Genomic DNA, 22,058 nt, shown 5'->3' on the forward strand with positions numbered 1-22,058 from the left:
TGGGTGCACGTCGAGTTCTACATCGTCGCGTGGGACGACACCACGCGTGGGTTCTTCGCGGCGATGGAGCGCGCCGTCCAGCGCGGGGTTACGGTGCGCCTCCTTGCGGACTACATTGCCACGCGCAAGATCGCGAACTCAGACCAGACGATGGCAGAGCTCGACCGGATCGGTGTGAACTGGTCGTACATGCTGCCGGTGCAGCCATTCAAGGGCAACTACCAGCGTCCGGATCTGCGGAACCACCGCAAGCTCGTCGTCGTCGACGGGACTGCTGCGTTCGTGGGGTCGCAGAACCTCATCTCGCGGGACTACAACTCTCCGAAGAACATCGAGCGTGGTCTGATGTGGCAGGAGCTTGTCGCGGAGCTGCAGGGCCCGGTGGTAGCTGCTATCAACGTCGTCTTCCTCTCTGACTGGCTCATCGAGACCGGAGAGGATCTCTCTGCAATCGAACACATCCGCGTGACCGAGATCGACCAGTCAGCCGGCGATGCGACCTGCCAGCTGGTGCCCTCGGGGCCTGCGTACGAGTCCGAGAACAACCTGCGCCTCTTCCTCTCGCTCATCTCGAACGCCACCGAGCGGGTGATTCTCACCAGCCCGTACTTCGTGCCGGACGAAGCCATGGTGTACGCAATCACCTCGGCTTGCCAGAGGGGGCTCGACGTACAACTCTTCGTGTCCGAGGTCGGTGACCAGGCGCTCGTCTACCACGCACAACGGTCCTACTATGAGACGCTGCTCCAGGCCGGCGTCCGTATCTTCCTGTACCCGGCGCCGTTCATCCTGCACTCGAAGCACTTCTCTGTGGATAGCGACATCGCTGTCATCGGCTCAAGCAACATGGACATCCGATCTTTCAGCCTGAACGCTGAGATCTCACTCATGGTGAGGAGCCCAGCTTTCGTCGCGGCGATGCGCGAAGTGGAGCAGGACTATCGGAACGCTGGCCGAGAACTCACTCTTGACGAATGGCGAGCAGAGCCGGCCCGCTCGACGTTCCTGGACGGCCTGGCCGGACTCACCTCGGCACTCAACTAGCCCGAGAGTGTCATCCGACCTCGCCGATCTACATCTTCAACGCGTTCCGACCGCCGCGCACGGCCTCAGCCGCTCAGGGCGCCACGGCGAGACTCCGTTGGCGGTTCGCTGCGGTGGGGATCGCGGTGCTCCTGGCCGTCGCTGTCTCGGTGCAGCTCGTCATCTCTTCAGGATCCTGATCCCTTCGGACCAGGGCTGGTGCTCCAAGGTGATCTGCTGAGCCGCGGCCGCGACCTGATGACGACGTTCTTGCCTACGCCTCATCGACGGTCACGGCGTTGCCCCACACCCAGCAGCGGAACGTTTGGTCGCCTGCCCGGAACACGATCCCTGCGGCGGTCGGCGTGGAGCGGGCGAGCTTGGCATCGGCGCGAATGGCTTCCGGTCCGAACCGCACCCACGGGATAAGCACGGCGCGTTGACTTTGCGGTGAGCCTGACGTCGCGCAGATGCTCGAACCACTCATCTGCGTCCGTCGATTCCCACTCCCACGGATACTTGCCACAGAAGTCGGCGAATCGTTGGATAACGCGAGTACGCCGCGCGACCGTCTCTCTGTCGAAGTTCCTAGCTGCGCCTGCTCGCTTCCAACCGGTCAACAAGTAGCTGAAGAAATCATCCGCTTCGAGCTCGCCGGTCCTGGTGGGGAGGAAGCTGAGCCGACCGCCGCGCTCACTCACCGGGCCACTCGTGTCTGCATAATTTGCAGATTACGCGCAGATTCTGCAGTTCACAAGCATTTTTTGCCAGGCCAGACGGAAGAACTCTTCGATGCATGGTGAGGTGCGAGCAACCTCGCGGTCGAGGGGTCGCCAACACCAGGGGTTTTGAAAATGCCCAGGCCGGGGAGTTTCAGTGGCGTCGCGCACTCCGTATCAGGACTGCACCTAAACGCAGGAACTGCGAATAGGGGAATTAGGAGCTGACATAATGTGCATTATCGGCATTAATCCGAACATAGCGATCGGGGCTGTCGGTAGGCTCTAGCCGTGAACGGAAGCAACGTCGAGATCGACTGGGAAGCTGCACGCACCGCGAACCTCCAGAACTGGGACGACCGCGTGCCCCTGCATGAAGCCGCCTACGGACTGGATGCGTTCGATGACCCGAACCATCTCAGCGACGTCGTCAGCGACGACCTGTCGGTGCTCGAGCGCTTCGTCACCGACGGAAGCCTGTCAGGACTCGACCTGTGTCACCTGCAGTGTCACATCGGCACGGACACGATCTCGCTGGCGCGTGCCGGCGCGCGTGTGACAGGTGTGGACTTCTCAGAGCCCGCGCTGCGCGTCGCAACGACTCTCGCCGAGCGCACCGGAGTCGCAGCGACGTGGATCCACACCGACGTCCTCGATGCCAGGAACGCGGTGCCTGGTGACTTCGACGTCGTGTACACGAGCATCGGCACGATCTGCTGGCTGCGGGATCTCGATCGCTGGGCCGCTCAGATCGTCGCGCTGCTGCGTCCTGGCGGAACGTTCTTCATCAGGGACGGTCACCCCGCACTTCTCGCCCTCGACGAAGATGCGGAGGGACTCGCCACGACGTATCCCTATTTCGGCGACGGTCGCGCACAGCAGTGGGATGACGAATCCACATACGCCGGAGACGGGAAAGTCGCGCATGCCCGGACCTACGAGTGGCCGCATCCGCTCTCCGAGATCCTCGGTGCGCTGCTCCGTGCCGGGCTTCGCCTGGTCCATTTCGATGAGGGGCGCACACTCCCCTGGCGGTTCAGCCCTCGAATGGTCGAGGTCCCACGCGGCTACGCCTGGCCCGAGGCCGAGCGCAACCTCATCCCCTGCACCTTCACGATCGTCGCGCACAAGGACTGACGACCCTGCGGCGAGCCCAGACGTCTCCTGAAAGGCTCGGCTCTACGCCCCGACGTATGCGGCGAGGTGCTCCCCCGTAACCGTCGACTTCGCCGCCACGAGATCCGCCGGACTTCCTTCGAAGACGACCCGCCCGCCGTCGTGTCCGGCGCCCGGCCCGATGTCGATGATCCAGTCGGCGTGGGCCATCACCGCCTGGTGATGCTCGATGACGATCACGGTCTTGCCCGATTCCACGAGCCGATCGAGCAGCCCCAGGATGTTCTGCACGTCGGCGAGGTGAAGCCCTGTGGTGGGCTCGTCGAGGACGTACGTGTCGCCCTTCTCCCCCATCTGGATGGCCAGCTTTATGCGCTGACGCTCACCACCGGAGAGTGTCGACAGCGGCTGCCCGAGCGAGAGGTAGCCGAGCCCGACGTCTTCGAGGCGCCCGAGGATCGCGGCTGCCGCCGGGAGCTTCGCATCGCCCTCAGAGAAGAAGGCACGCGCCTCGGAGACCGGCAGATCAAGAACCTGGGTGATGTCCTTGCCTGCGAGCTTGTACTCGAGCACAGCCGCTTGGAAGCGCTTGCCGCCGCAGTCTTCGCAGGGCGTCTCGATGGTGTCCATGAATCCGAGCTCGGTGATGATGACGCCCGCGCCCTTGCATGTCGGGCAGGCACCCTCGGAGTTCGCGCTGAACAGAGCCGGCTTGACCCCGTTGGCCTTCGCGAACGCCTTGCGAATGGGCTCGAGCAGACCGGTGTACGTGGCAGGGTTGCTGCGGAGTGAACCCTTGATCGCACCCTGATCGATCGCGACGACGCCTTCGCGCTTCGAGACCGAGCCGTGGATGAGGGAGCTCTTGCCCGATCCCGCGACTCCGGTGACGACCGTGAGCACACCGGTGGGGATGTCGACGTCGACATTCTGCAGGTTGTTCGCAGTGGCGCCGCGCACCTCGATCGCCCCGTCGCTCGCGCGCACGGAAGGCTTCAGAGCAGCACGATCGTCGAGGTGCGTGCCCGTGCGGGTACCGCTGGCCTTGAGCCCCTCGACTGTGCCCTCGAAGCAGATCTCGCCGCCTGCACTTCCCGCGCCAGGACCGAGGTCGACGACGTGGTCGCCGATCGCGATCGTCTCGGGCTTGTGCTCGACGACGAGCACCGTGTTCCCCTTGTCACGCAGGCGCAGCAGCAGCGTGTTCATGCGCTGGATGTCGTGCGGGTGGAGCCCGATCGTGGGCTCGTCGAACACATAGGTGACATCCGTCAGCGACGAACCGAGGTGGCGGAGCATCTTGATGCGCTGCGCTTCTCCCCCGGACAGCGTCCCCGACGGGCGCTCGAGACTCAGGTAGCCGAGGCCGAGCGTGACGAACGCGTCGAGGTTCGCGCGCAGAGCCTCGAGGAGCGGCGCGGCGCCAGGGAACTCGAGACCCCGCACCCATGCCGCGAGATCGGTCACCTGCATCCGGCACGCATCCGCGATGCTGATCCCGTCGATCTTCGATGAGCGGGCGCCCTCGGTGAGTCGGGTCCCATCGCACTCGGGGCACGTCGCGAAGGTGGCGACGCGCTCGACGAACGCACGGATGTGGGGCTGCAGCGCGTCGAGATCCTTCGAGAGCATCGACTTCGTGATCTTCGGGATCAGTCCCTCGTAGGTCATGTTGATGCCCGAGATCTTCACCTTCGTGACCTCGCCGTACAGGAACAGCTGCCGCTGCTTCTCAGTGAACTCGGCGACCGGCTTGTCGGCCGGGTAGAAGCCGGAGGCGGAGAAGCCCTTCACCATCCAGCCGTCTGCCGTGTATCCGGGAACCATGATCGCACCCTCGTCGAGCGACTTCGACTCGTCGACGATCTGGGCGAGGTCGAGGTCCGAGACCGCTCCCCTGCCCTCGCATCGGGGGCACATACCGCCGAGGTAGATCGCGTCCTTGACGATCTTCTTCTCTCCGCCCGGACCGGTCATCACGCCGCTGGCCTTCTGGGTGGGGATGTTGAACGAGAACGCCGTCGGTCCGCCGATGTACGGCTGACCCAGTTTGCTGAAAAGGATGCGCAGCATCGCATTCGCGTCGGTCACCGTGCCGACTGTCGAGCGAGGATTCGCCCCGAGGCGCTCCTGATCGACGATGATCGAGGTCGTGAGCCCCTCGAGGACGTCGACATCCGGCCGGGGCACAGAAGGCATGAATCCCTGGACGAAAGCACTGTAGGTCTCGTCGATCATCCGCCTCGATTCCGCGGCGATCGTGTCGAAGACGAGAGAGCTCTTGCCGGACCCCGAGACACCCGTGAAGACCGTCAGGCGACGCTTCGGGATATCGACGCTGACCTCTTTGAGGTTGTTCTCGCGGGCACCCTGAACGCGGATCAGGTCGTGGCCGTCTGCAGCGTGTGTCATGGTCGTCCTCGGGTTTCTCGGCCTGCTCAGCCGGCCTGGTTGATACGGAGAAGGTTGCCCGCGGGATCGCGGAAGGCGCAGTCGCGCACGCCGTAGGGCTGGTCCATGGGTTCCTGCACGACGTCGGCGCCCTGCCCGACCAGTCGCTCGAACAGACCGTCGAGGTCGTCGCTCGCGAGCGTCAACGCGGTGTAGCTGCCCTTCGCGATGAGTTCGAGGATCGTCTGCCGCTCGGCCTCCGTGATCCCCGGGTCTGTGGCCGGCGGGTGCAGCACGATCGACGTTTCGGGCTGACCCTCAGGGCCGACCGTGAGCCATCGGAGCCCGTCGTAGCCGACGTCGTTGCGCACCTCGAATCCGAGGGCGTCACGATAGAAGCCGAGGGCTGCCTCGGCATCCGTGTGCGGAAGGAATGCGTAGTGGATGCTGATGTTCATGGGTTCAGGTTAGGTGCGCGTCGGTGCGCGGTGCTTCTTGATTCCTGATCGGTCTGATGACGTGCTTCGCATGGATGGTCGGAATGCCTTCGACGTTGGTCGCGCGTTCACGGTACACGCTGGGTGAGACACCGACGAGCTCGGTGAACCTCGTGCTGAAGGTGCCGAGCGACGAGCTCCCGACCTCGAAGCACACCTCGGTCACCGAGAGATCGCCTCGCCGCAGCAAAGCCATCGCCCGTTCGATGCGACGGGTCATCAGGTACGAGTACGGGGATTCGCCGTATGCGTCCCGGAACCGCCTGCTCAGATGACCGGCACTCATGTGCACGCCCTTCGCGAGTGCTTCGACGTCGAGCGGCTTCGCATACTCGCGATCGATTCTGTCGCGCACCTTGCGCATGACGACGAGCTCACGGATACGAGCGTCATCGTCAGGGGTCACGACTAGATTTTGCCATGACGTCCGGGGTCGCACTGTGAACACGTGCGACATATCGATACTGCGCTCCCCCACTTCAGTCTCGGACAGCGCTACTCTGGCAGCATCCCTCACAGGGATTTCTCAGAAAGGGTCCCCAACCATGTCTGATCCACTCGCTACCGAAGCGAAGTCACTGTTCAAGTCCATCCGCATCGTGCTCGCGGTCTCCGGCGTCATCGCCCTGATCGCCGGCATCATCCTGCTCGTGTGGCCGGCCAAGTCCGCCGTCATCGTCACGGGCATCTTCGCGTCCTATCTCGTGATCGCCGGTCTGGTCTACATCGGACTCGGCATCTTCTCCCGGGTGAAGGGCGGCTGGGCCCGAGTGGGACACATCGTCCTCGGCCTGGTCTACATCATCGCGGGCGTCATCGCGTTCGCGAACCTGGGTGTCGCCGCGGCGACCCTCGCCCTCGTCGTCGTGATCTTCATCGGCATCAGCTGGATCGTCGACGGCGTGGTCGCCCTGTCGCTCCTCGGACAGGACGGCTCGCGCGTCTGGACTCTCCTGTACGCGCTGCTCAGCATCGTCGCCGGAATCGTCGTGCTCTTCTCGCCGCTGTACGCGGCCGCCGTGCTGTGGCTGGTGCTCGGCATCTCGCTCGTCGTTCTCGGCATCGTGCAGATCGTTCGTGCGATCACGCTCGGCAAGGACGCGAAGGGCTTCGTCGCCTCGGTCGAGTCCGACGCCGTGCGCTGACACTTCCACGCACGACAAGAGGGCCCCGTTCACTCGGACGGGGCCCTCTTGTCGTTCTCTCCGGTCACGCGGAGCCGACGCAGATCACTCGGCGGCGAATGCGCTCACATCGCCCACGAGACGCGTGTTGTCGGCCGGCACGGCGTCGACCGCAGCACGAGCGACCTCGGCGGCGAACTCCGACACGTTGTAGAGCTTGCCTGCCGACTCGCGGCGTTCCGCGATGGCACCGGGGTTCGCGCGCTCGAGCAGCGTCGCGGTGATGGTCCCCTCGATCATGTCTCCGGAGACGACCGTGAAGCCGATCCCCTTCTCGGCGAGACCGGGGATGCGCTCACGGAGGGCATCCTCGCCGGCACGCTTCGACAGCGCCACCGGCTCGTATTCGCGCATCGTGGGCGTGGTACGGATGAAGTGCGCCTGGTGGCTGGTGACGAAGACCACTCGTGCGTCGTCGCTGAGCAGAGGCGTGGCTGCGTCGAGCACGCTGAGCTGCGCGTCGCGGTTCAGGAGGAGTGCGTAGTCCTCGGCCATCCCCGACTCCATGCCGCCGGAGGCGTTGAGCACCAACACGTCCAGACGACCGAATTCGGCCCTCACGGCGTCGAACATCTCGCCGACCGACGCCGGGTCGGTCAGATCCGCACCGACGACGAGCACGCGGCGTCCGAGCTCGCGCAGCTGAGTGGCGAGCTTCTCGGCACGAGGCGCCTTGTTCCGAAAGTTGATGACGACGTCAGCGCCGGCCTCGGCGAGGTAGCGGACCGTGTCGGCGCCGATGCCCCGGGACGAGCCGGTGACAAGGGCGACCTTGCCGTCGAGAGAACCTGCGGGAAGAACGTCGGTCACGGTGACTCCTTGAATGCGCGGAACGCCGTGATCGCACGGCCGCTCCAGACTACCAAGCGGGCGCTGCGGCGCCCGAAGCGCGGCGAGACCGCGTGATAGGTTGACCGCAAAGGAGGCCGCATGGACAACTTCCCCGTTTTCATCGAACTGGTCGAGAACTGGGCGTGGATCGGCTGGCTGGTCCTCATCGCGCTGTTCCTCGTGATCGAGATGCTCACGCTCGATTTCACGTTCCTCATGCTCAGCTTCGGCAGCACGGTGGGACTCCTGACGGATCTCGTGGGCCTCCCGGTCTGGGCGCAGGTCATCATCGCGGCGGTGGCCGCGGCTGCCTTCATCCTCTTCCTCCGTCCTCCTCTGCTGCGGCGCCTGCGGCGTGGTGAAGACCCCACCAAGTCGAACGTCGACGCTCTGCTCGATCTCCGAGGCATCGCGCTGCAGGACGTCACCCAGATCTCCGGCCAGGTGAAGCTCAGCAACGGCGACACCTGGACCGCACGATCGGGCTCGGTCGTCGCCATCCCCCAGGGCTCCCCCGTCGCGATCACCGCGATCAACGGAGCCACCGCCATCGTCCGTCCCGTCAACGACTAGGTAGGAGAGTTCCGTGAACGGTTCCTCGTTCATCCCGACCGCGATCCTGTGGATCCTCGTGATCGCGATCATCATCTTCGTGGTGGTCACGCTGGCGCGAGCCATCCGCATCATTCCGCAGGCGACAGCCGGCGTGGTCGAGCGGCTCGGCCGGTATCACAAGACCCTCATGCCGGGTCTGAACATCCTCGTGCCGTTCATCGACAGGCTCCGTCCACTCATCGACATGCGCGAGCAGGTCGTCTCGTTCCCGCCGCAGCCCGTCATCACCGAGGACAACCTCGTCGTCTCGATCGACACGGTGGTGTACTTCCAGGTGACCGACGCCCGCGCCGCGACGTACGAGATCGCGAACTACCTCGGTGCCGTCGAACAGCTGACCACGACAACGCTGCGTAACGTCGTCGGTGGCCTGAACCTCGAAGAGGCGCTGACCAGCCGCGACAACATCAACGGTCAGCTCCGGGTCGTGCTCGACGAGGCGACGGGCAAGTGGGGCATCCGCGTGGGCCGTGTCGAGCTGAAGGCGATCGACCCGCCCATCTCCATCCAGGACTCGATGGAGAAGCAGATGCGCGCAGAGCGAGACCGTCGTGCCGCGATCCTCACGGCAGAGGGTACTAAGCAGTCCGCGATCCTCGAGGCCGAGGGCGCACGACAGGCCGAGATCCTTCGCGCGGAGGGCGACAAGCAGGCGGCGGTGCTTCGCGCACAGGGTGAGGCCGAGGCGATCCAGAACGTGTTCACCGCCATCCATCAAGGTGAGCCGGACGACAAGCTGCTCGCGTACCAGTACCTCCAGATGCTGCCGAAGATCAGCGAGGGACAGTCGAACAAGCTCTGGATCATCCCGAGCGAGCTGACCGAGGCGCTCAAGGGAATCGGCAGTGCCTTCACGCCGAAGCCCGGGCAGCCTCCGACGAATCATCCGGGCGCGTGACGCACCCGTATTTCGAGAAGGCGCGACGCCCCCGAGTCCTCGCTCACCGTGGTCTGGTCACCGCGGCGGGCGAGGACTCCGGTGTGTGGGAGAACTCCGCTGCCTCCTTCGCCGCCGCACACGCGGCCGGTGCGGAGTACATCGAGACGGACTGCCAGGTCACGGCCGACGGCGACGTCGTGCTCTTCCACGACCAGACTCTGCAGCGACTCACCGGGGATCCTCGGACGATCCGCGAGGTGCGCACGCGCGAGCTCTCGCGCATCTTCGCCGAACACGGCGGGCTGCTCACAGTCGCGGAGGCGTTGTCGTCATTTCCGACCTCCCGCTTCAACATCGACGTGAAGACGGCGGAGGTCACGGAACTCATCGGTCCGCTGCTCGTCGACCACACGCACCGCGTCCTCGTGACCAGCTTCTCCGACGCGAACCGCCGCGCCGCGATCGCCGCGGTGCTCCGCGCCGGCGCGTCCCGGCGTCCGGCCACATCCGGCGGCAGCCGCACGATCGCCGTCCTCCGCTCGCTCTCCGCGCTCCGCCTCTCCCCCGCCCGCATGCTGCGGGACATCGACGCGCTGCAGATCCCGGAGCGGCATTCGGGGCTCAGGATCCTCACGCCCGCACTGCTCCGTGCAGCGCACCGCCACGACGTCGAGGTGCATGTCTGGACGGTGAACGATGCCGACGACATGCGGCGGCTGGTCGCCCTGGGCGTGGACGGGATCGTGTCGGACCGCGCAGACCTCGCTCTGACCACCCTCGCGCGTTGAGCGCGCCACGCCGCCCATACGCTCTCGCGCTGGGATTCCGCTGTGAATCACGCCGAGAATCCGGCTACGTGGATGAAGCGCACAGGCTGGAGCGTTATACCTGACAGCGACGAGAGGACCACACAATGGCAGATCGCAGCCTACGCGGCATCCGGCTCGGCGCCCAGAGCTTACAGAGCGAAGAGGGCGTCGTTTTCATGGAGCGCCGTGAAACCACCTACACCTGTGACGCCTGCGGCCATGTCACGAACCTGATGTTCGCGGCGGACGCCGAGCCGCCTCAGACCTGGGAATGCCGCGCCTGCGGAGCTGACGCCCGCCTGAACGTCGACGGCCAGGCCGTCACGCTCGACGCGAGCGACGAGAAGGCCGCACGCACGCACTGGGACATGCTGATGGAGCGACGCACGCGCGCCGAACTGGAGGAGCTCCTCGAAGAGCGTCTCGCGTTCATCCGCGCACGCCGCGGAGCCGGCGAAGACCCGACCCGCGAGAAGATCGGCGCCTAGCGTCTCCTGGCGCGCAGCCACCCGAAGGCCAGCGCGCCCAGCCCGCCCCACAGCAGAATCTGCTGGATCCAGGGGCCGAGAACCACTCCCGCTGTGAGGCCGGAGCGCAGCTCGACATCCTCGAGCAGCGCTCCGGCCTTTCCTGCGTCCAGGCTTGCGACGGTGGAACCGTCCGGGCGGATGATCTGGCTGGTGCCGACGGTCGAGATGTTGACGACGCTGCGGCCCGTCTCGATGGCACGCATGCGAGCGAAGGCCAGCTGCTGGAGGTTCTCGTCGGTGCCTCGGAAGTCAGCGTTGTTCGTCTGGAGCACGAGCACCTCGGCGCCGGCGCCGAGCCCCTCGTTGATCACATCGTCGTAGATCACGTCGAAGCAGATGGCGAGTCCGACCTTCACCCCGTCGACATCGACCACCGGAGGGTTCGATCCCGGGGTGTACTCGCGCTGGATGAGACCGATCAGATCGGGGGCGAGAGCGTTGAAGAATGCTCGATCCGGCACGTACTCCCCGAAGGGCACGGGGTGCCGTTTGTCGTGGATCTGCTCGGCGGTTCCGTCTCCTGTCCACAGCAGTGACGTGTTGTAGTACAGCCCGTCGCGCTCCGTCGCGGCGTTCGCGAGCAGAGGAGCCCCCATGCGCGTCGCGACCAGAGTCAAGCGCCGAGCAAGTGCATCAGACTGGAACGGGTCGTAGTCGAGTGACCCTTCCGGCCACACCACGAGATCCGCATCCTCTCCGTACAGCGGCGCTGTCGCATCGGTCTGCGCCTGCACGATCGAGTACTGCTCGCGCTCGTCGAAATAGCCGCTCGGGCCGTTGCCCTGCACGGCGGCGATACGCATCGACCCGCTGACGGTCGTCGGGAAGAGCGGCGTGATGAGCAGCACGATCGTCACCAGCACCGGAGCGACCAGCGCGGTCGGGCGTCTCCACCCCCGCGTGCGCAGGATTTCGATCACCGAAGCGACGAGGAACACCATCAGGAAGCTGAGCCCGCTCACTCCGATCCAGGAGGTGACGGGCGCCAGTGGACTCTCTGCCTGGGTCATGCCGAGGCGTGCCCAGGGGAAGCCCCCGTAAGGCCAGGAACCCACGAAGAGCTCGCGCCCGACCCACAGGGCCGCGACCACCGCTGGGAGCAGCAGAAGCCGCGCCCAGCGCCCGGAGAACGCCTTCGGGATCCACCGGTACGCGAGGGTGATGAGGACCAGCGCCAGCGCTGTGAGTGCACCTTCGAGGATGCTCAGGGCCGCCCACGGCACGGGGCCGAGGTAGCGCGACGTCCACGACACGAGAAGAGCGAAGAAGAGGATGCCGTAGACAGCGCCGACCAGCAACGCTCCCCCGGCGCGGCGGCCGATCAGAGCGATGAGCAGCAGCGCTGTCGAGGGGAAGGCGAGAGCCCATACCGCGGCATCCGGATACGAGAGATCCATCAGTAGCGCGGCCATCGCCGCGGCGGGAAGGGCGAGCGAGAGCGGCAGAAGAGGGCGCTGTCGCGCGCGGGGTTCAGACATCCGTCCTATTCTCACATCGACGAATAGGCGACGATGCCACGGCGTACGCCGTCGAGCGCCATTCGTGCATTGCGAGCGAGCGCGCCGTCCTCTGCGACGATCGACAACTGGTCGAGCAGATCGATGGTCTGCTTCGCCCACCGGACGAAGTCGCCCGCCGCCATATCGGCATCGATCAGGACGCGATCGAGCATCCCACCGCGCGCCCACGAGTGCATGGCGCCCGCGAGGCCCGCCGCGAGCGGCTCGCTGCCGGGCAGGTGATGATCCTTCTCGAGGTCGTCGAGCTCCGCCCACAGCGTCGTGGTCTTCTCGTACGCGGCCCTGAACGCACCACGAGGAAGGTCCCTCTCGCCCGAGTTGGCCTCGTCCCTGCGCGGTTCGTAAACGAGGCAGCAGGCCATGGCTGCGAGCGAGGGCGCGTCGAGACCGTTCCAGAGCCCCTGGCGCAGAGACTCCGCGACCAGCAGGTCTCGTTCGCCGTAGATGCGGCGCATCGTGCGCCCAGCAGCAGTGAGCGTGGTCACATCGTCGCCGTCGCGGTGCAGATAGTCGAGCGTCTCGAGCACCTCGACCACACGGTCGAAGACTCGCGCGACCGTTCCGGTCCTGGTCTCGATCTGGCGGCGGATACGGTCGTTCTGACGCTTGAGCTTCCAGTACCGCTCCGCCCAGCGCGCATGCGCCTCGCGATCGGGGCACCGATGGCATCCGTGCCGCTGCATGCGGGTGCGCAGACTCTGGATCTGCTTCATCCGCTTGTCCCGCGAGACTCGAGGAGCGTTCGAATCCTGACGGTTCTTCTTCTCGAGGTCGCTGAGCTCTCGGCGGATCGCCGCGTAGTCCAGGAAGTCGCCGTGATCGCAGACCATGGCCGCTTTGTAGCCCTCGAGAGATTCCTCCGCCTCTCGGACCTGGCGCGCGAGTCCCACGACGGCCCGGTCCGCCTGGAACTGTGCGAACGACGACTCGAGCACCTCACGGGCGCGCGCCTTGCCGAACAGATCGATCAGGTTCACTGCCATGTTGTACGTCGGCCGGAAGCTGGAGTTCAGCGGATAGGTGCGTCGCGAGGCGAGTGCGGCAACGGCCTGTGGATCCATCCCCTCGGTCCACTGGACGACCGCGTGCCCCTCGACGTCGATGCCTCGGCGGCCCGCTCGCCCGGTGAGCTGGGTGTACTCACCGGACGTGATGGCGACTCTGGCTTCGCCGTTGAACTTCTCCATCTTCTCGAGCACGACCGTGCGCGCAGGCATGTTGATGCCGAGAGCGAGCGTCTCGGTCGCGAACACGACCTTGACGAGCTTGCGCTTGAAGAGATCCTCGACTACCTCCTTGAAGGCCGGCAGGAGACCCGCGTGGTGGGCGGCGACGCCCCGCTCGAGGTTCTCCAGCCAGTCCCAGTATCCGAGCACGCCGAGGTCCTCGTCCTGCAGCGAGCGAGTGCGATCCTCGACGATCGCGCGGATCTCGGCCTTCTCCTCCGTCGTCGTGAGCCGCACCCCCGAACGTCGCACCTGCTGGACAGCCGCATCGCAGCCGACGCGACTGAAGATGAAGAAGATCGCCGGAAGGAGGTTGGAGCGTTCGAGCAACCGGATAACGTCCGGTCGATCCATGCGCTCGATCCGCCGCACATTCGAGGCGCGGACAGGGCGCCGTCCGCCCCGCGGAGGGCGCTGCGCCTGCCGTCCGGCATGGCGATTGCTGCGGTACGACTGCGCGTCACGATTGTTCTCGTAGTTCGATCCTGTGAACGAGCGGATGCGCATCAGCTCCTGGTTGACCTGCGCCGTGGCGATGCCCGCGCGGTCGTCGAACAGCGGCAGCAGGTCGTCGCGCACCAGCACATGCTGCTCCAGCGGAACAGGGCGGATCTCCGAGACGATCACCTCGGTGTCACCTCGCACGGTGTCGAGCCAGTCGCCGAACTCCTCGGCGTTCGACACTGTGGCGCTCAGCGACACCAGACGGACATGCTGCGGCAGGTGGATGATCACCTCTTCCCACACCGCGCCGCGGAAGCGGTCCGCGAGGTAGTGGACTTCGTCCATCACGACGTATCGGAGATCGCGCAGCGCGGCCGAGTCCGCGTAGATCATGTTGCGCAGCACCTCGGTCGTCATGACGACGATCCGTGCGTTGCCGTTGATGTTCGTGTCGCCGGTGAGCAGGCCCACCTCGTCCGGACCGTACACGTCGACCAGTTCACGGAACTTCTGGTTCGACAGCGCCTTCATCGGCGTCGTGTAGAACGCCTTGTCGCTGGGGGTCTGCATCGCGAGGTTGATCGCGAACTCTCCGACGATCGTCTTCCCCGCACCGGTGGGAGCGGCGACGAGCACGCTGCTCCCGTCTTCGAGTGCGTGGCAGCCTTCGATCTGGAAGGGGTCGAGCGCGAACTTCTGGCTCGCGGCGAAGGCGACTGTCGCCGGATGTCCCGCGGCTTCGCGCGCTGCAGCGTACCGCTCGGAGGGCGAGGTCATGCGGTCACGGGCTCGATACCCGCTGCCTTGTCGCGCTTGCGCTTACGTCGATCGAAGAGCATCGAGATGAAGGTCGCGGCGAAGTACAGCACGATCATGGATCCCATCAGCAGCAGCATCGAGAAGACGTCAGCGGGCGGCGTGGTGACCGCGGCGAAGATCGTGCAGACCAGGATCGCGACCCGCCACCCCTTGAGGATGTCGCGCCCGGAGACGATTCCCGCGACGTTCAACGCGACGAGGAAGACAGGGAGCACGAAGGCGATGCCGAGCACCAGCAGGAACTTGAAGACGAAGTCGTAGTACGTCGAATAGTCGAAGAACTGCGCCATCCCCTTCGGCACGAAGCCCGCCATGATCTCGATGACATGCGGGAGCACGAAGAATGCGACGGTGCAGCCGCCGAAGAACAGCGGGATGGCAGCTCCGAGGAATCCCCAGGTGTACTGGGTCTCCTTCTTGGTGAGGCCGGGCATCACGAAGGCCCACACCTGCCAGAGCCACACCGGCGCCGAGAGCAGCAGACCGATGGCGAACGCGATCCGCATCCGCAGATCGAAACCGCTCGTGACGGTCGTGAAGTTGAGACCCGTGTACTCACGCCCGGCTTCCGCGGCGATCGTGCGGATCGGCACCGAGAGGAGCTCGATGATCGGCTCCGTCACGATGAACGCGATGATCATCCCGACCACGAGTGCGCCGGCAGCGATGAAGAGGCGCTTGCGCAGCTCCACCAGGTGGGCGCCGAGAGACATCCGCCTGTCGCGACCGGGAACCTCCTGGTCGGCGGATTCGAGAGCCGACACGGACTATGCGGATCGAGGGGGCTGACCCGGATCCGTGTCGCGGGCTGTCACCGAGGTGTCCGCGACAGAAGCCGTGGGGGTCGAAGCACCCGGCTCTGCGGCGTCACTCGCGTCTTCGTTCTTCATCGCCTTCATCTCGCCCTTGAACACCCGGGCGGACTGACCGAGGCTCTTCGCCAGTGCCGGCAGCTTCGCCGCACCGAAAAGCAGCAGGATGACGGCGAGGATGATCAGCAGATGTGGCCAACCGAAAGCGCCCATGATTCTCCTTCGTCGTTTGTAGAAGTCTAACCGGCGTTGGAGCTGTCCGGGTGGCGATACAGGGCGAGTCCGGCCTCGGCCCATTCGCGGGTCGCCGTTCGCGCGATGCCGGGGTCGACGACCTCGAGCGCTCCGCCGAACCGGGCGGCCAGCCTCTTGATGCCGCGCGGGTCGGCAAGATGGAGGCGCGCGGTGACGATTCCTCCCTCGACCTCGACGTTGTCGGCGGTCAGGAAGTCACCCAGAAGCGGCGCCACCCGCTCGGGAACGCGAACCTGCACCTCGCCCTCGTCGTCGACGGCCGAGAAGGCCTCCGGCACCTGGTCACCCGCATGCGTAATCGGGATGTCTGTCAGGCGCGCGTCGCTGACCCTGTCGAGGTGGAAAGTGCGCATGGCCTGCCGCGTGTGGCACCAGCCCTGCAGATACCACTGCGCGTTGGTGATGATCACCTGGACGGGGTCGACGGTGCGTGTCGTCGGAGCAGCATCCGGTGCCTGGTACGTGAATGCCACGGCCACGCCGTCCTGCACCCCGCGCGACACCACCTGGCGGACCTCGTCGACGGCGCTCGGCGCCACCACCACCTCTGCCGGCGCATCGGCCGCTCCCCGCGAGAGCTTGGAGATGAGACCGCTGACCAGCCCGGAATCCGAGACCGCCGGCACCGCCGCGACCATCTGCAGACCGGCCAGCAATGCCGCGGCCTCGCGTGCCGTGAAGCGCGGCACGCGTCGGAGGGCGACGTCGTTCGTGATCTCGATGACGTCTTCATCGTCGAGCAGATCCCAGTTGATGTCGAACATCTCCTGCGGCTGCTGCCAGAATCCCGAGTCACCGGGAAGACCGATCACCGTGAGCTTCTCGACCATCTGACGCATCTCGGTCGGGGTGACCCCGAACTCCTCGGACGCCTCGGCGAGAGACACCTGTCCATGCTCGAGCAGGTACGGCACCAGGGTGAGATAGACGCGCACGCGGTCAGCGGCGAGCAACGGCTTCGGCTGAGCGCTCACGATGATTCCCCCACATCCGAGTTGGTCGCCACGACGGCCGTCAGCCGATCCACCACGGCTTCCCTGAGGGCGGCGGGTTCGACCACTCGCACCTCCGGCCCGTAGGAGGCGAGCTCGTCGGCGAGGATGTGCAGGTCGACGAACGGCACGAGAATCCCCTGGGTGGCGGCGGGCTTCGCTCGACGGCCGAGGCGCAGCGACGCCTCCGTGCCCGGCGTGACCTCGAGGAGGGCCGAGTTCTGCGCAGCGACGTTCTCCAGCCCCGCCAGTGCACGCTCCCCCGCTCCGTCACGGAGTTCGGGATCGAAGCTCTTGGGCGAGATCTTCACGTCGCCGACGATCCGGCTCAGCAGGAACATCCGGTCTGACTCGATGTCGACGTCCACGCCGAACACATGCCAGCGTGCCTCGTAGTCGACAAGCGCCAGCGGGCGGATGCTGCGGCGACGCGGCGAATCCTCGCCCGGTTTGAGATAGTCGAACAGCACGACGCGGCTCTTCTCGATGGCCTCCTGCAGCTGCGGGAATGCCGCGTCGCGGGCCGTGATGCGAGGCGCGAAGCCGATGATCGGCTCGTCACCGTCGATCCCGAGTGCGCGGATCTTGCGAACACCGGCCTTGGCGTCGCCCGATGCGGACTCCGCGCTCCAGACACTGCCGGCCAGCTGAAGCACGGCGAGCTCGGCGGCGGTGAACTCGATGTCGCTGGGCAGGTCGTATTCCGCCTGCGGAATGCGATATCGCGCCTCGCGCAGATCATTGGGATCGGCCTGATCGCCGATCGTCTCGACGGGAACTCCGAGTGTGCGCAACTCGTCCTTGTCGCGCTCGAACATCTTCTCGAGAGCATCCGAGCGCACACCGGCATCCGCTCGCTGACGGTACCCCGACACGTTGTCGAGGATCTGCTGCTTCGTGAGCCCGATCTCGGTCGCCATGAGCGCCACGACGAGGTTCGTCAGACGCTCTTCCGCCGGAATTCGGGCTGCCATCACTGCTCCGGGACGGGGACGATGCCCAGGATGTCGACGACGATCACGGTCGCCGGGTTGCCGTCTGCCGCGGGCACGACGACCAGCAGCTGAGACCCTACGGTCGCACCCACGAGCTCCTTCGCAGCAGGGCCGATGTTCGGCTCCGCGCCCCACGTGCTCGACGTGACGGTCTTGTCGTCCCAGCCGAGCGCCATGATGTTGGTCACGACGGTCGATTCCTTCTCGACCTTCGCGCCGTCGCCCTTGATGAGGGTCTGAGTCACGGCGGATTCGGGCGCTGCGCTGTCGGGGATGATGACACCCGGCGTGCCGTCGGGTGCGCGCACGACCGTCGGCAGGCCCCGTGCGTCGTTGAACTGCGATGCGCCTTCGGCGTGTGCGAGGTAGACGTCGAGGATGTCGACGACGGCGACGATGTTCTCGTCCTTCGCGAGCCCGAAGGCCTCGACGTTGGCCTCACCGAAGTCTTCGGGGGTCAGCACCGCCACGACACGGGTGCCGCCGGTGGCGCACTCGAGCACGGACTCGAGGCCCGGAGAGCGCTGAGACCAGTAGGAGATGTTGTGCACCCGGCTCGTGTCGCCGTTGTACTCGGACTCGTAGAGCTTCTCGCCGCTCTCACCGCCGTAGAAGGCGATGTCGAGCACCATGGGCTGCACCGTCGAGGTCAACGTCTCGCCCTCGCCCGTGATGATGTCCGCGAACGCGGTCTCATCGGTCTTGACCGGGGTGTACACGGTCACATCCGGTGCATCGCCGAGGTCGCCCTCGACGGTCACGGAGTCCTCGACGGAGCCTGCGTGCGAGGTCCGATCGCAGACCTCGCCCGCGAACGTCGGACCCGCGGCGCATCCGGTCAGGGTGAGGACGGCGAGGCTGAGAGTGGCCAGAACGGCGGACGTTTTACGCACGCTCTCCAGTCTATTCCGTAGACGGCTCGGATTCGCGCGAACCGGATGCAAGACGCGCGCCCTCCGCGGCCTTGGCAGCCTCACGTGCGCGCTTTCGGAGGTTCTTGTCGTTGATCTCGCGATCGCCGACGGCGCCGGGGGTCCACTGCTCGACATCGGCGTCGCCGTAGCTGCTCTTCGACGCCCGTCGCTTGACCTGGGGTGCGACCGCCCCGGGAGCGAGTCGTCGCGCGGTGAGCAGGAAGCCCGTGTGCGCAACCATGCGGTGGTCCGGTCGCACGGCAAGGCCTTCGACGTGCCAGCCTCGCACCATCGTCTCCGAGGCTTCAGGGTCGGTGAACAGCCCCGTGCTGCGGATGTACTCCGCGACACGCGACAGCTGGGTGGCGGTGGCGACGTAGCAGAGCACGACTCCACCTGGCGTCAGGGCGTCGGCGACGACGTCCATGCATTCCCAAGGAGCGAGCATGTCGAGCACGACCCGATCGACTGAGCCCACGGGGAACTCACCGGGCAGAGCCTCGGTCAGATCCCCGACGACGACGTCCCACGTGCCGGGAGTCGCACCGAAGAACGTCTCGACATTTCCGCGAGCGACCTGCGCGAAATCCTCGCGACGCTCGAACGAGACCAGACGGCCGGCGGGTCCGATGGCGCGGAGCAGCGACAACGACAGCGCCCCGGAGCCCACTCCCGCCTCGACGACGACGGAGCCTGGGAAGATGTCGGCCTGCATCACGATCTGGGCCGCATCCTTCGGATACACGATCGCCGCACCGCGGGGCATCGACATCGCGAAGTCGCGCAGCAGCGGTCGCAGCGCGAGATAGTCGTGCCCCGAGCTGTTCGCCACGACGGAGCCGTCGGGAAGGCCGATCAGGTCGCGGTGCCGCAGAACGCCCTGGTGGGTGTGGAGTTCGCCGTCCTCGCGGAGGGTCACGGTGTGAAGGCGTCCCTTGGGGCCGGTCAGCTGCACCCGGTCGCCTTCGCGGAACGGTCCGCTCGGCCGCTGTGAGGTGGTGGAGGTCATCGGGTGGCTCCCGTCATGGAGTTCTTGCGATCGAACAGGTCGATCAGGTCTGCGGCGGTGCGTCCCTCGAGCGTCGGCCAGAGCTCGTGAGCTGCGACATGGTCGAGCGGCACGATGTGCGGCACGCCGAGCGCGACCGCTCCGGAGGCGATCCCGGCGCGGAGCCCGGTCGGCGAGTCCTCGATGACCACGGCGTCGGCGATGTCGATCTCGAGCAGTCCTGCTGCGTGCAGGTACGGCTCCGGATGCGGTTTGGGGTTGACCACGTCGTCGCCGGCCACGACGATGTCGAAGGCGTCGAACTCGATCAGGTCGACGACGCTGAGTGCCATCCGGCGGAGGGACATGGTCACGAGCCCGGTCGGGATCCCCGCTGATCGCAGGTCCTGCAGCAGCTCGCGCGCCCCCGGACGGAACGGCACGCCCTGAGTGCGCAGCGCCTCCTGCACGCCGTCGGTGAGAAGCGCGACGATGGCCTCGGCATCCATGTCGACACCGGCGTTCTGAAGGATGATCGCGCTGTCGATCAGACCGTTTCCGACGAGCTGGAGCGCGTCCTCATGGCTCCACGAGCCTCCGAAGGACTCGACCAGCGCCGTCTCTGCAGCCATCCAATACGGTTCGGTGTCGACGAGTGTTCCGTCCATGTCCCAGAGGATCGCGCGGGGCTGTCTGCTCACTGAACCATGTTAGCCGTGGCTCCGCCCCCTCCCTGCGCGGTCGGACTAGCCTGGAGGGATACCGATCCGATATCGCGAAGGGAGCCCATGATGGATGTCCTCGGTTCACGCATCGTCATCGTCGCCTTCGACGGCTGGAACGACGCGGGTGAGGCAGCGAGCGGAGCGATCGCCGCATTGCGCGAGACCACCGACTACGACCTCGTGCACTCGATCGATCCAGAGCTGTACTTCGACTACCAGTACACGCGCCCGGCGACGAAGATGGATGCCGAGGGGCGCCGTCAGCTCACCTGGCCGGAGGCCGGCCTGTGGCGTCCTCGCGACCCCGGGCCCGGTCCGGAGTTCTGGGTGCTGACCGGTGTCGAGCCGGCACGCACCTGGCAGTCCTTCGCGTCGGAGTTCATCGACATCGCCCTCCGCGACGACATCACCGGTTTCGTCACGCTCGGCGCGATGCTGTCAGACGTCCCCCACACGCGGCCGATCTCGATCTTCGCCTCGAGCCAGAACGAGCAGGTCCGAGAGGCCCACGGCCTCGAGCGCTCCCTCTACGAGGGTCCGGTCGGGATCCTGAGTGTCATCGAGCACTTCGCCGAGAGTGCGGGCATTCCGACCGCGAGCCTCTGGGCGAGTGTGCCGCACTACGTCGCATCGGCCACGCCGTCACCCAAGGTGACCCTTGCGCTCCTCGATCGGCTCGAGGAGCTGACCGGTGTCGACGTGCCGCGCGATCACCTGCGCACCGAGGCCGCCGCGTGGGAGGCCTCGATCGATGCCGCCGCCGCCGACGACGAGGACATGACGGAGTACATCCAGCAGCTCGAGCGCACCAGAGACACGTGGGACTCCGCCGATGCCTCGGGCGACGCGATCGCCCAGGCCTTCGAGCGCTACCTCAAGCGCCGCGGAGACGGTCCGGGAGACCACAAGCGATAGGCCCTCGGCCGCCCGTCGCGCTCAGGCGGCGATCACGCCCGTGCCGAGCAGGACCAGCAGGACGGTTCCGAGCAGGATGCGATAGATCACGAACGGCAGGAAGCTGCGCTTCGAGATGTAGTTCATGAAGAAGGCGATGACTCCGAGCGCCACGACGAACGCGATGCCGGTCGCCGCCAGCGTGTCGCCGAACGAGAAGAACGAGGGCTCGTCCCAGCTCTTGAACACCTGGTAGAAACCGCTTCCGAAGACCGCGGGGATCGCGAGCAGGAAGGCGTAGCGAGCGGCAGCAGCGCGCTCGTAGCCGAGGAACAGGCCCATCGTGATCGTTCCCCCCGAGCGGGAGACTCCCGGGATCAGCGCGAGCGCCTGCGCGAATCCGTAGGCGATGCCGTGCGGGTACGTCAGCTGGTCGAGCTTTCGGCGCTTGGCGCCGACATGGTCGGCGATCCCGAGCAGGATGCCGAAGACGATCAGCATGATCGCGACGATCCACAGCGACCGGAAGACGGTCTCGATCTGGTCCTGGAAGAGCAGTCCGAGCACCACGATCGGGATGCTGCCGATGATGATCATCCACCCCATGCGGGCATCGGGATCGCTGCGCGGAACGCGGCCGGTCAGTGAGCGGAACCACTGCGCGATGATGCGCACGATGTCACGCCAGAAGAACACCACGACCGCAGCCTCGGTGCCGATCTGGGTGATCGCCGTGAAAGCAGCCCCCGGATCCTCACCCGAGGGCAGGAACGTGCCGAGGATGCGCAGATGGGCGCTGGAGGAGATCGGAAGGAACTCGGTGAGTCCCTGGACGATGCCGAGGATGAGCGCTTCGAGCAGGTGCATGGAGGAGCTTTC

At 66.0% G+C, this 22,058-nt stretch carries 23 protein-coding genes; 8 read left to right on the top strand and 15 right to left on the bottom strand.

Features of this window, described 5'->3' with window-relative positions:
• Window positions 1–3 precede the first annotated feature (3 nt).
• Window positions 4–1,044, top strand: a complete 1,041-nt coding sequence (locus ACQ4LY_RS14955; RefSeq protein ID WP_431072731.1) for a phospholipase D-like domain-containing protein — start codon at window positions 4–6, stop codon at window positions 1,042–1,044.
• 253 nt (window positions 1,045–1,297) lie between these two features.
• On the opposite strand, the gene ACQ4LY_RS14960 is transcribed toward ACQ4LY_RS14955, so the two are convergent.
• Complete coding sequence (locus ACQ4LY_RS14960) at window positions 1,298–1,456, bottom strand: hypothetical protein (protein WP_431072733.1); 159 nt, start codon at window positions 1,454–1,456, stop codon at window positions 1,298–1,300.
• Between the two features lie 577 nt (window positions 1,457–2,033).
• Here ACQ4LY_RS14960 and ACQ4LY_RS14965 point away from each other — a divergent pair.
• On the top strand, window positions 2,034–2,879 hold the full coding sequence (locus ACQ4LY_RS14965) for a class I SAM-dependent methyltransferase (protein ID WP_431072735.1): 846 nt from the start codon (window positions 2,034–2,036) through the stop codon (window positions 2,877–2,879).
• A gap of 42 nt (window positions 2,880–2,921) precedes the next feature.
• Here the strand turns inward: ACQ4LY_RS14965 and ACQ4LY_RS14970 are convergent, their stop codons facing one another.
• From ACQ4LY_RS14970 to ACQ4LY_RS14980, 3 genes are read right to left on the bottom strand one after another with little or no spacing between them, the layout of a single operon-like run.
• Window positions 2,922–5,270 carry an ATP-binding cassette domain-containing protein gene (locus tag ACQ4LY_RS14970; RefSeq protein WP_431072737.1) on the bottom strand — a complete coding sequence of 783 codons (2,349 nt, stop codon included), beginning with the start codon at window positions 5,268–5,270 and terminating at the stop codon, window positions 2,922–2,924.
• A 26-nt stretch (window positions 5,271–5,296) separates the two neighbouring features.
• On the bottom strand, window positions 5,297–5,707 hold the full coding sequence (locus ACQ4LY_RS14975) for a VOC family protein (RefSeq protein WP_431072739.1): 411 nt from the start codon (window positions 5,705–5,707) through the stop codon (window positions 5,297–5,299).
• A 4-nt stretch (window positions 5,708–5,711) separates the two neighbouring features.
• Entirely contained in the window at window positions 5,712–6,110 is a 399-nt protein-coding gene (locus tag ACQ4LY_RS14980; RefSeq protein WP_244198652.1) for a helix-turn-helix transcriptional regulator, read from the bottom strand.
• Between the two features lie 181 nt (window positions 6,111–6,291).
• Here ACQ4LY_RS14980 and ACQ4LY_RS14985 point away from each other — a divergent pair, with 181 nt between their 5' ends.
• Entirely contained in the window at window positions 6,292–6,891 is a 600-nt protein-coding gene (locus ACQ4LY_RS14985; RefSeq protein WP_431072741.1) for an HdeD family acid-resistance protein, read from the top strand.
• 84 nt (window positions 6,892–6,975) lie between these two features.
• Here ACQ4LY_RS14985 and ACQ4LY_RS14990 read toward each other — a convergent pair whose 3' ends face one another.
• The gene (locus tag ACQ4LY_RS14990) at window positions 6,976–7,740 is read right to left on the bottom strand and encodes an SDR family oxidoreductase (RefSeq protein WP_431072743.1); all 765 of its coding nucleotides are present in this window, start codon (window positions 7,738–7,740) and stop codon (window positions 6,976–6,978) included.
• A gap of 120 nt (window positions 7,741–7,860) precedes the next feature.
• Between ACQ4LY_RS14990 and ACQ4LY_RS14995 the strand changes: the two genes are divergently transcribed.
• The 4 genes from ACQ4LY_RS14995 (at window position 7,861) to ACQ4LY_RS15010 (ending at window position 10,553) form a co-directional block, all read left to right on the top strand.
• Window positions 7,861–8,334 (top strand): NfeD family protein, encoded by a 474-nt coding sequence (locus tag ACQ4LY_RS14995; RefSeq protein WP_431072745.1) that lies wholly within the window; start codon window positions 7,861–7,863, stop codon window positions 8,332–8,334.
• A 13-nt stretch (window positions 8,335–8,347) separates the two neighbouring features.
• The gene (locus tag ACQ4LY_RS15000) at window positions 8,348–9,274 is read left to right on the top strand and encodes an SPFH domain-containing protein (RefSeq protein WP_431072747.1); all 927 of its coding nucleotides are present in this window, start codon (window positions 8,348–8,350) and stop codon (window positions 9,272–9,274) included.
• Entirely contained in the window at window positions 9,271–10,044 is a 774-nt protein-coding gene (locus ACQ4LY_RS15005) for a glycerophosphodiester phosphodiesterase family protein (protein WP_431072749.1), read from the top strand. Before ACQ4LY_RS15000 ends, ACQ4LY_RS15005 begins: the two co-directional genes overlap by 4 nt.
• Before the next feature lie 125 nt (window positions 10,045–10,169).
• Complete coding sequence (locus ACQ4LY_RS15010) at window positions 10,170–10,553, top strand: RNA polymerase-binding protein RbpA (RefSeq protein WP_056307766.1); 384 nt, start codon at window positions 10,170–10,172, stop codon at window positions 10,551–10,553.
• On the opposite strand, the gene lnt is transcribed toward ACQ4LY_RS15010, so the two are convergent.
• The 9 genes from lnt to ACQ4LY_RS15055 are packed head-to-tail and all read right to left on the bottom strand — an operon-like array spanning window position 10,550 to window position 20,228.
• Window positions 10,550–12,073, bottom strand: coding sequence for an apolipoprotein N-acyltransferase (gene lnt, locus ACQ4LY_RS15015; protein WP_431072752.1), 1,524 nt, complete (start codon window positions 12,071–12,073; stop codon window positions 10,550–10,552). The genes ACQ4LY_RS15010 and lnt overlap by 4 nt on opposite strands.
• Before the next feature lie 11 nt (window positions 12,074–12,084).
• Complete coding sequence (locus ACQ4LY_RS15020) at window positions 12,085–14,562, bottom strand: DEAD/DEAH box helicase (protein ID WP_431072754.1); 2,478 nt, start codon at window positions 14,560–14,562, stop codon at window positions 12,085–12,087.
• On the bottom strand, window positions 14,559–15,317 hold the full coding sequence (gene tatC, locus ACQ4LY_RS15025) for a twin-arginine translocase subunit TatC (RefSeq protein ID WP_056307773.1): 759 nt from the start codon (window positions 15,315–15,317) through the stop codon (window positions 14,559–14,561). Before tatC ends, ACQ4LY_RS15020 begins: the two co-directional genes overlap by 4 nt.
• Before the next feature lie 54 nt (window positions 15,318–15,371).
• Window positions 15,372–15,629, bottom strand: a complete 258-nt coding sequence (gene tatA / locus ACQ4LY_RS15030; protein ID WP_431072756.1) for a Sec-independent protein translocase subunit TatA — start codon at window positions 15,627–15,629, stop codon at window positions 15,372–15,374.
• Window positions 15,630–15,655: 26 nt separating this feature from the next.
• On the bottom strand, window positions 15,656–16,645 hold the full coding sequence (locus ACQ4LY_RS15035; protein ID WP_431072758.1) for a helix-turn-helix transcriptional regulator: 990 nt from the start codon (window positions 16,643–16,645) through the stop codon (window positions 15,656–15,658).
• Window positions 16,642–17,637 carry a helix-turn-helix transcriptional regulator gene (locus ACQ4LY_RS15040; protein ID WP_431072760.1) on the bottom strand — a complete coding sequence of 332 codons (996 nt, stop codon included), beginning with the start codon at window positions 17,635–17,637 and terminating at the stop codon, window positions 16,642–16,644. Before ACQ4LY_RS15040 ends, ACQ4LY_RS15035 begins: the two co-directional genes overlap by 4 nt.
• Window positions 17,637–18,551 (bottom strand): hypothetical protein, encoded by a 915-nt coding sequence (locus ACQ4LY_RS15045; protein ID WP_431072762.1) that lies wholly within the window; start codon window positions 18,549–18,551, stop codon window positions 17,637–17,639. Before ACQ4LY_RS15045 ends, ACQ4LY_RS15040 begins: the two co-directional genes overlap by 1 nt.
• Before the next feature lie 10 nt (window positions 18,552–18,561).
• Window positions 18,562–19,581 carry a tRNA (adenine-N1)-methyltransferase gene (locus ACQ4LY_RS15050; RefSeq protein WP_431072764.1) on the bottom strand — a complete coding sequence of 340 codons (1,020 nt, stop codon included), beginning with the start codon at window positions 19,579–19,581 and terminating at the stop codon, window positions 18,562–18,564.
• A complete protein-coding gene (locus tag ACQ4LY_RS15055) occupies window positions 19,578–20,228 on the bottom strand; it encodes an HAD family hydrolase (RefSeq protein ID WP_431075695.1) in 651 nt (216 codons plus the stop codon). Before ACQ4LY_RS15055 ends, ACQ4LY_RS15050 begins: the two co-directional genes overlap by 4 nt.
• 123 nt (window positions 20,229–20,351) lie before the next feature.
• Here ACQ4LY_RS15055 and ACQ4LY_RS15060 point away from each other — a divergent pair, with 123 nt between their 5' ends.
• The gene (locus ACQ4LY_RS15060) at window positions 20,352–21,200 is read left to right on the top strand and encodes a PAC2 family protein (protein WP_431075696.1); all 849 of its coding nucleotides are present in this window, start codon (window positions 20,352–20,354) and stop codon (window positions 21,198–21,200) included.
• 21 nt (window positions 21,201–21,221) lie between these two features.
• Here the strand turns inward: ACQ4LY_RS15060 and ACQ4LY_RS15065 are convergent, their stop codons facing one another.
• Window positions 21,222–22,046, bottom strand: a complete 825-nt coding sequence (locus ACQ4LY_RS15065) for an undecaprenyl-diphosphate phosphatase (RefSeq protein ID WP_056307788.1) — start codon at window positions 22,044–22,046, stop codon at window positions 21,222–21,224.
• Window positions 22,047–22,058: the final 12 nt, after the last annotated feature.

Source organism: Microbacterium phyllosphaerae, assembly GCF_050628115.1.
Taxonomy (GTDB): Bacteria; Actinomycetota; Actinomycetes; order Actinomycetales; family Microbacteriaceae; genus Microbacterium; species Microbacterium phyllosphaerae_A.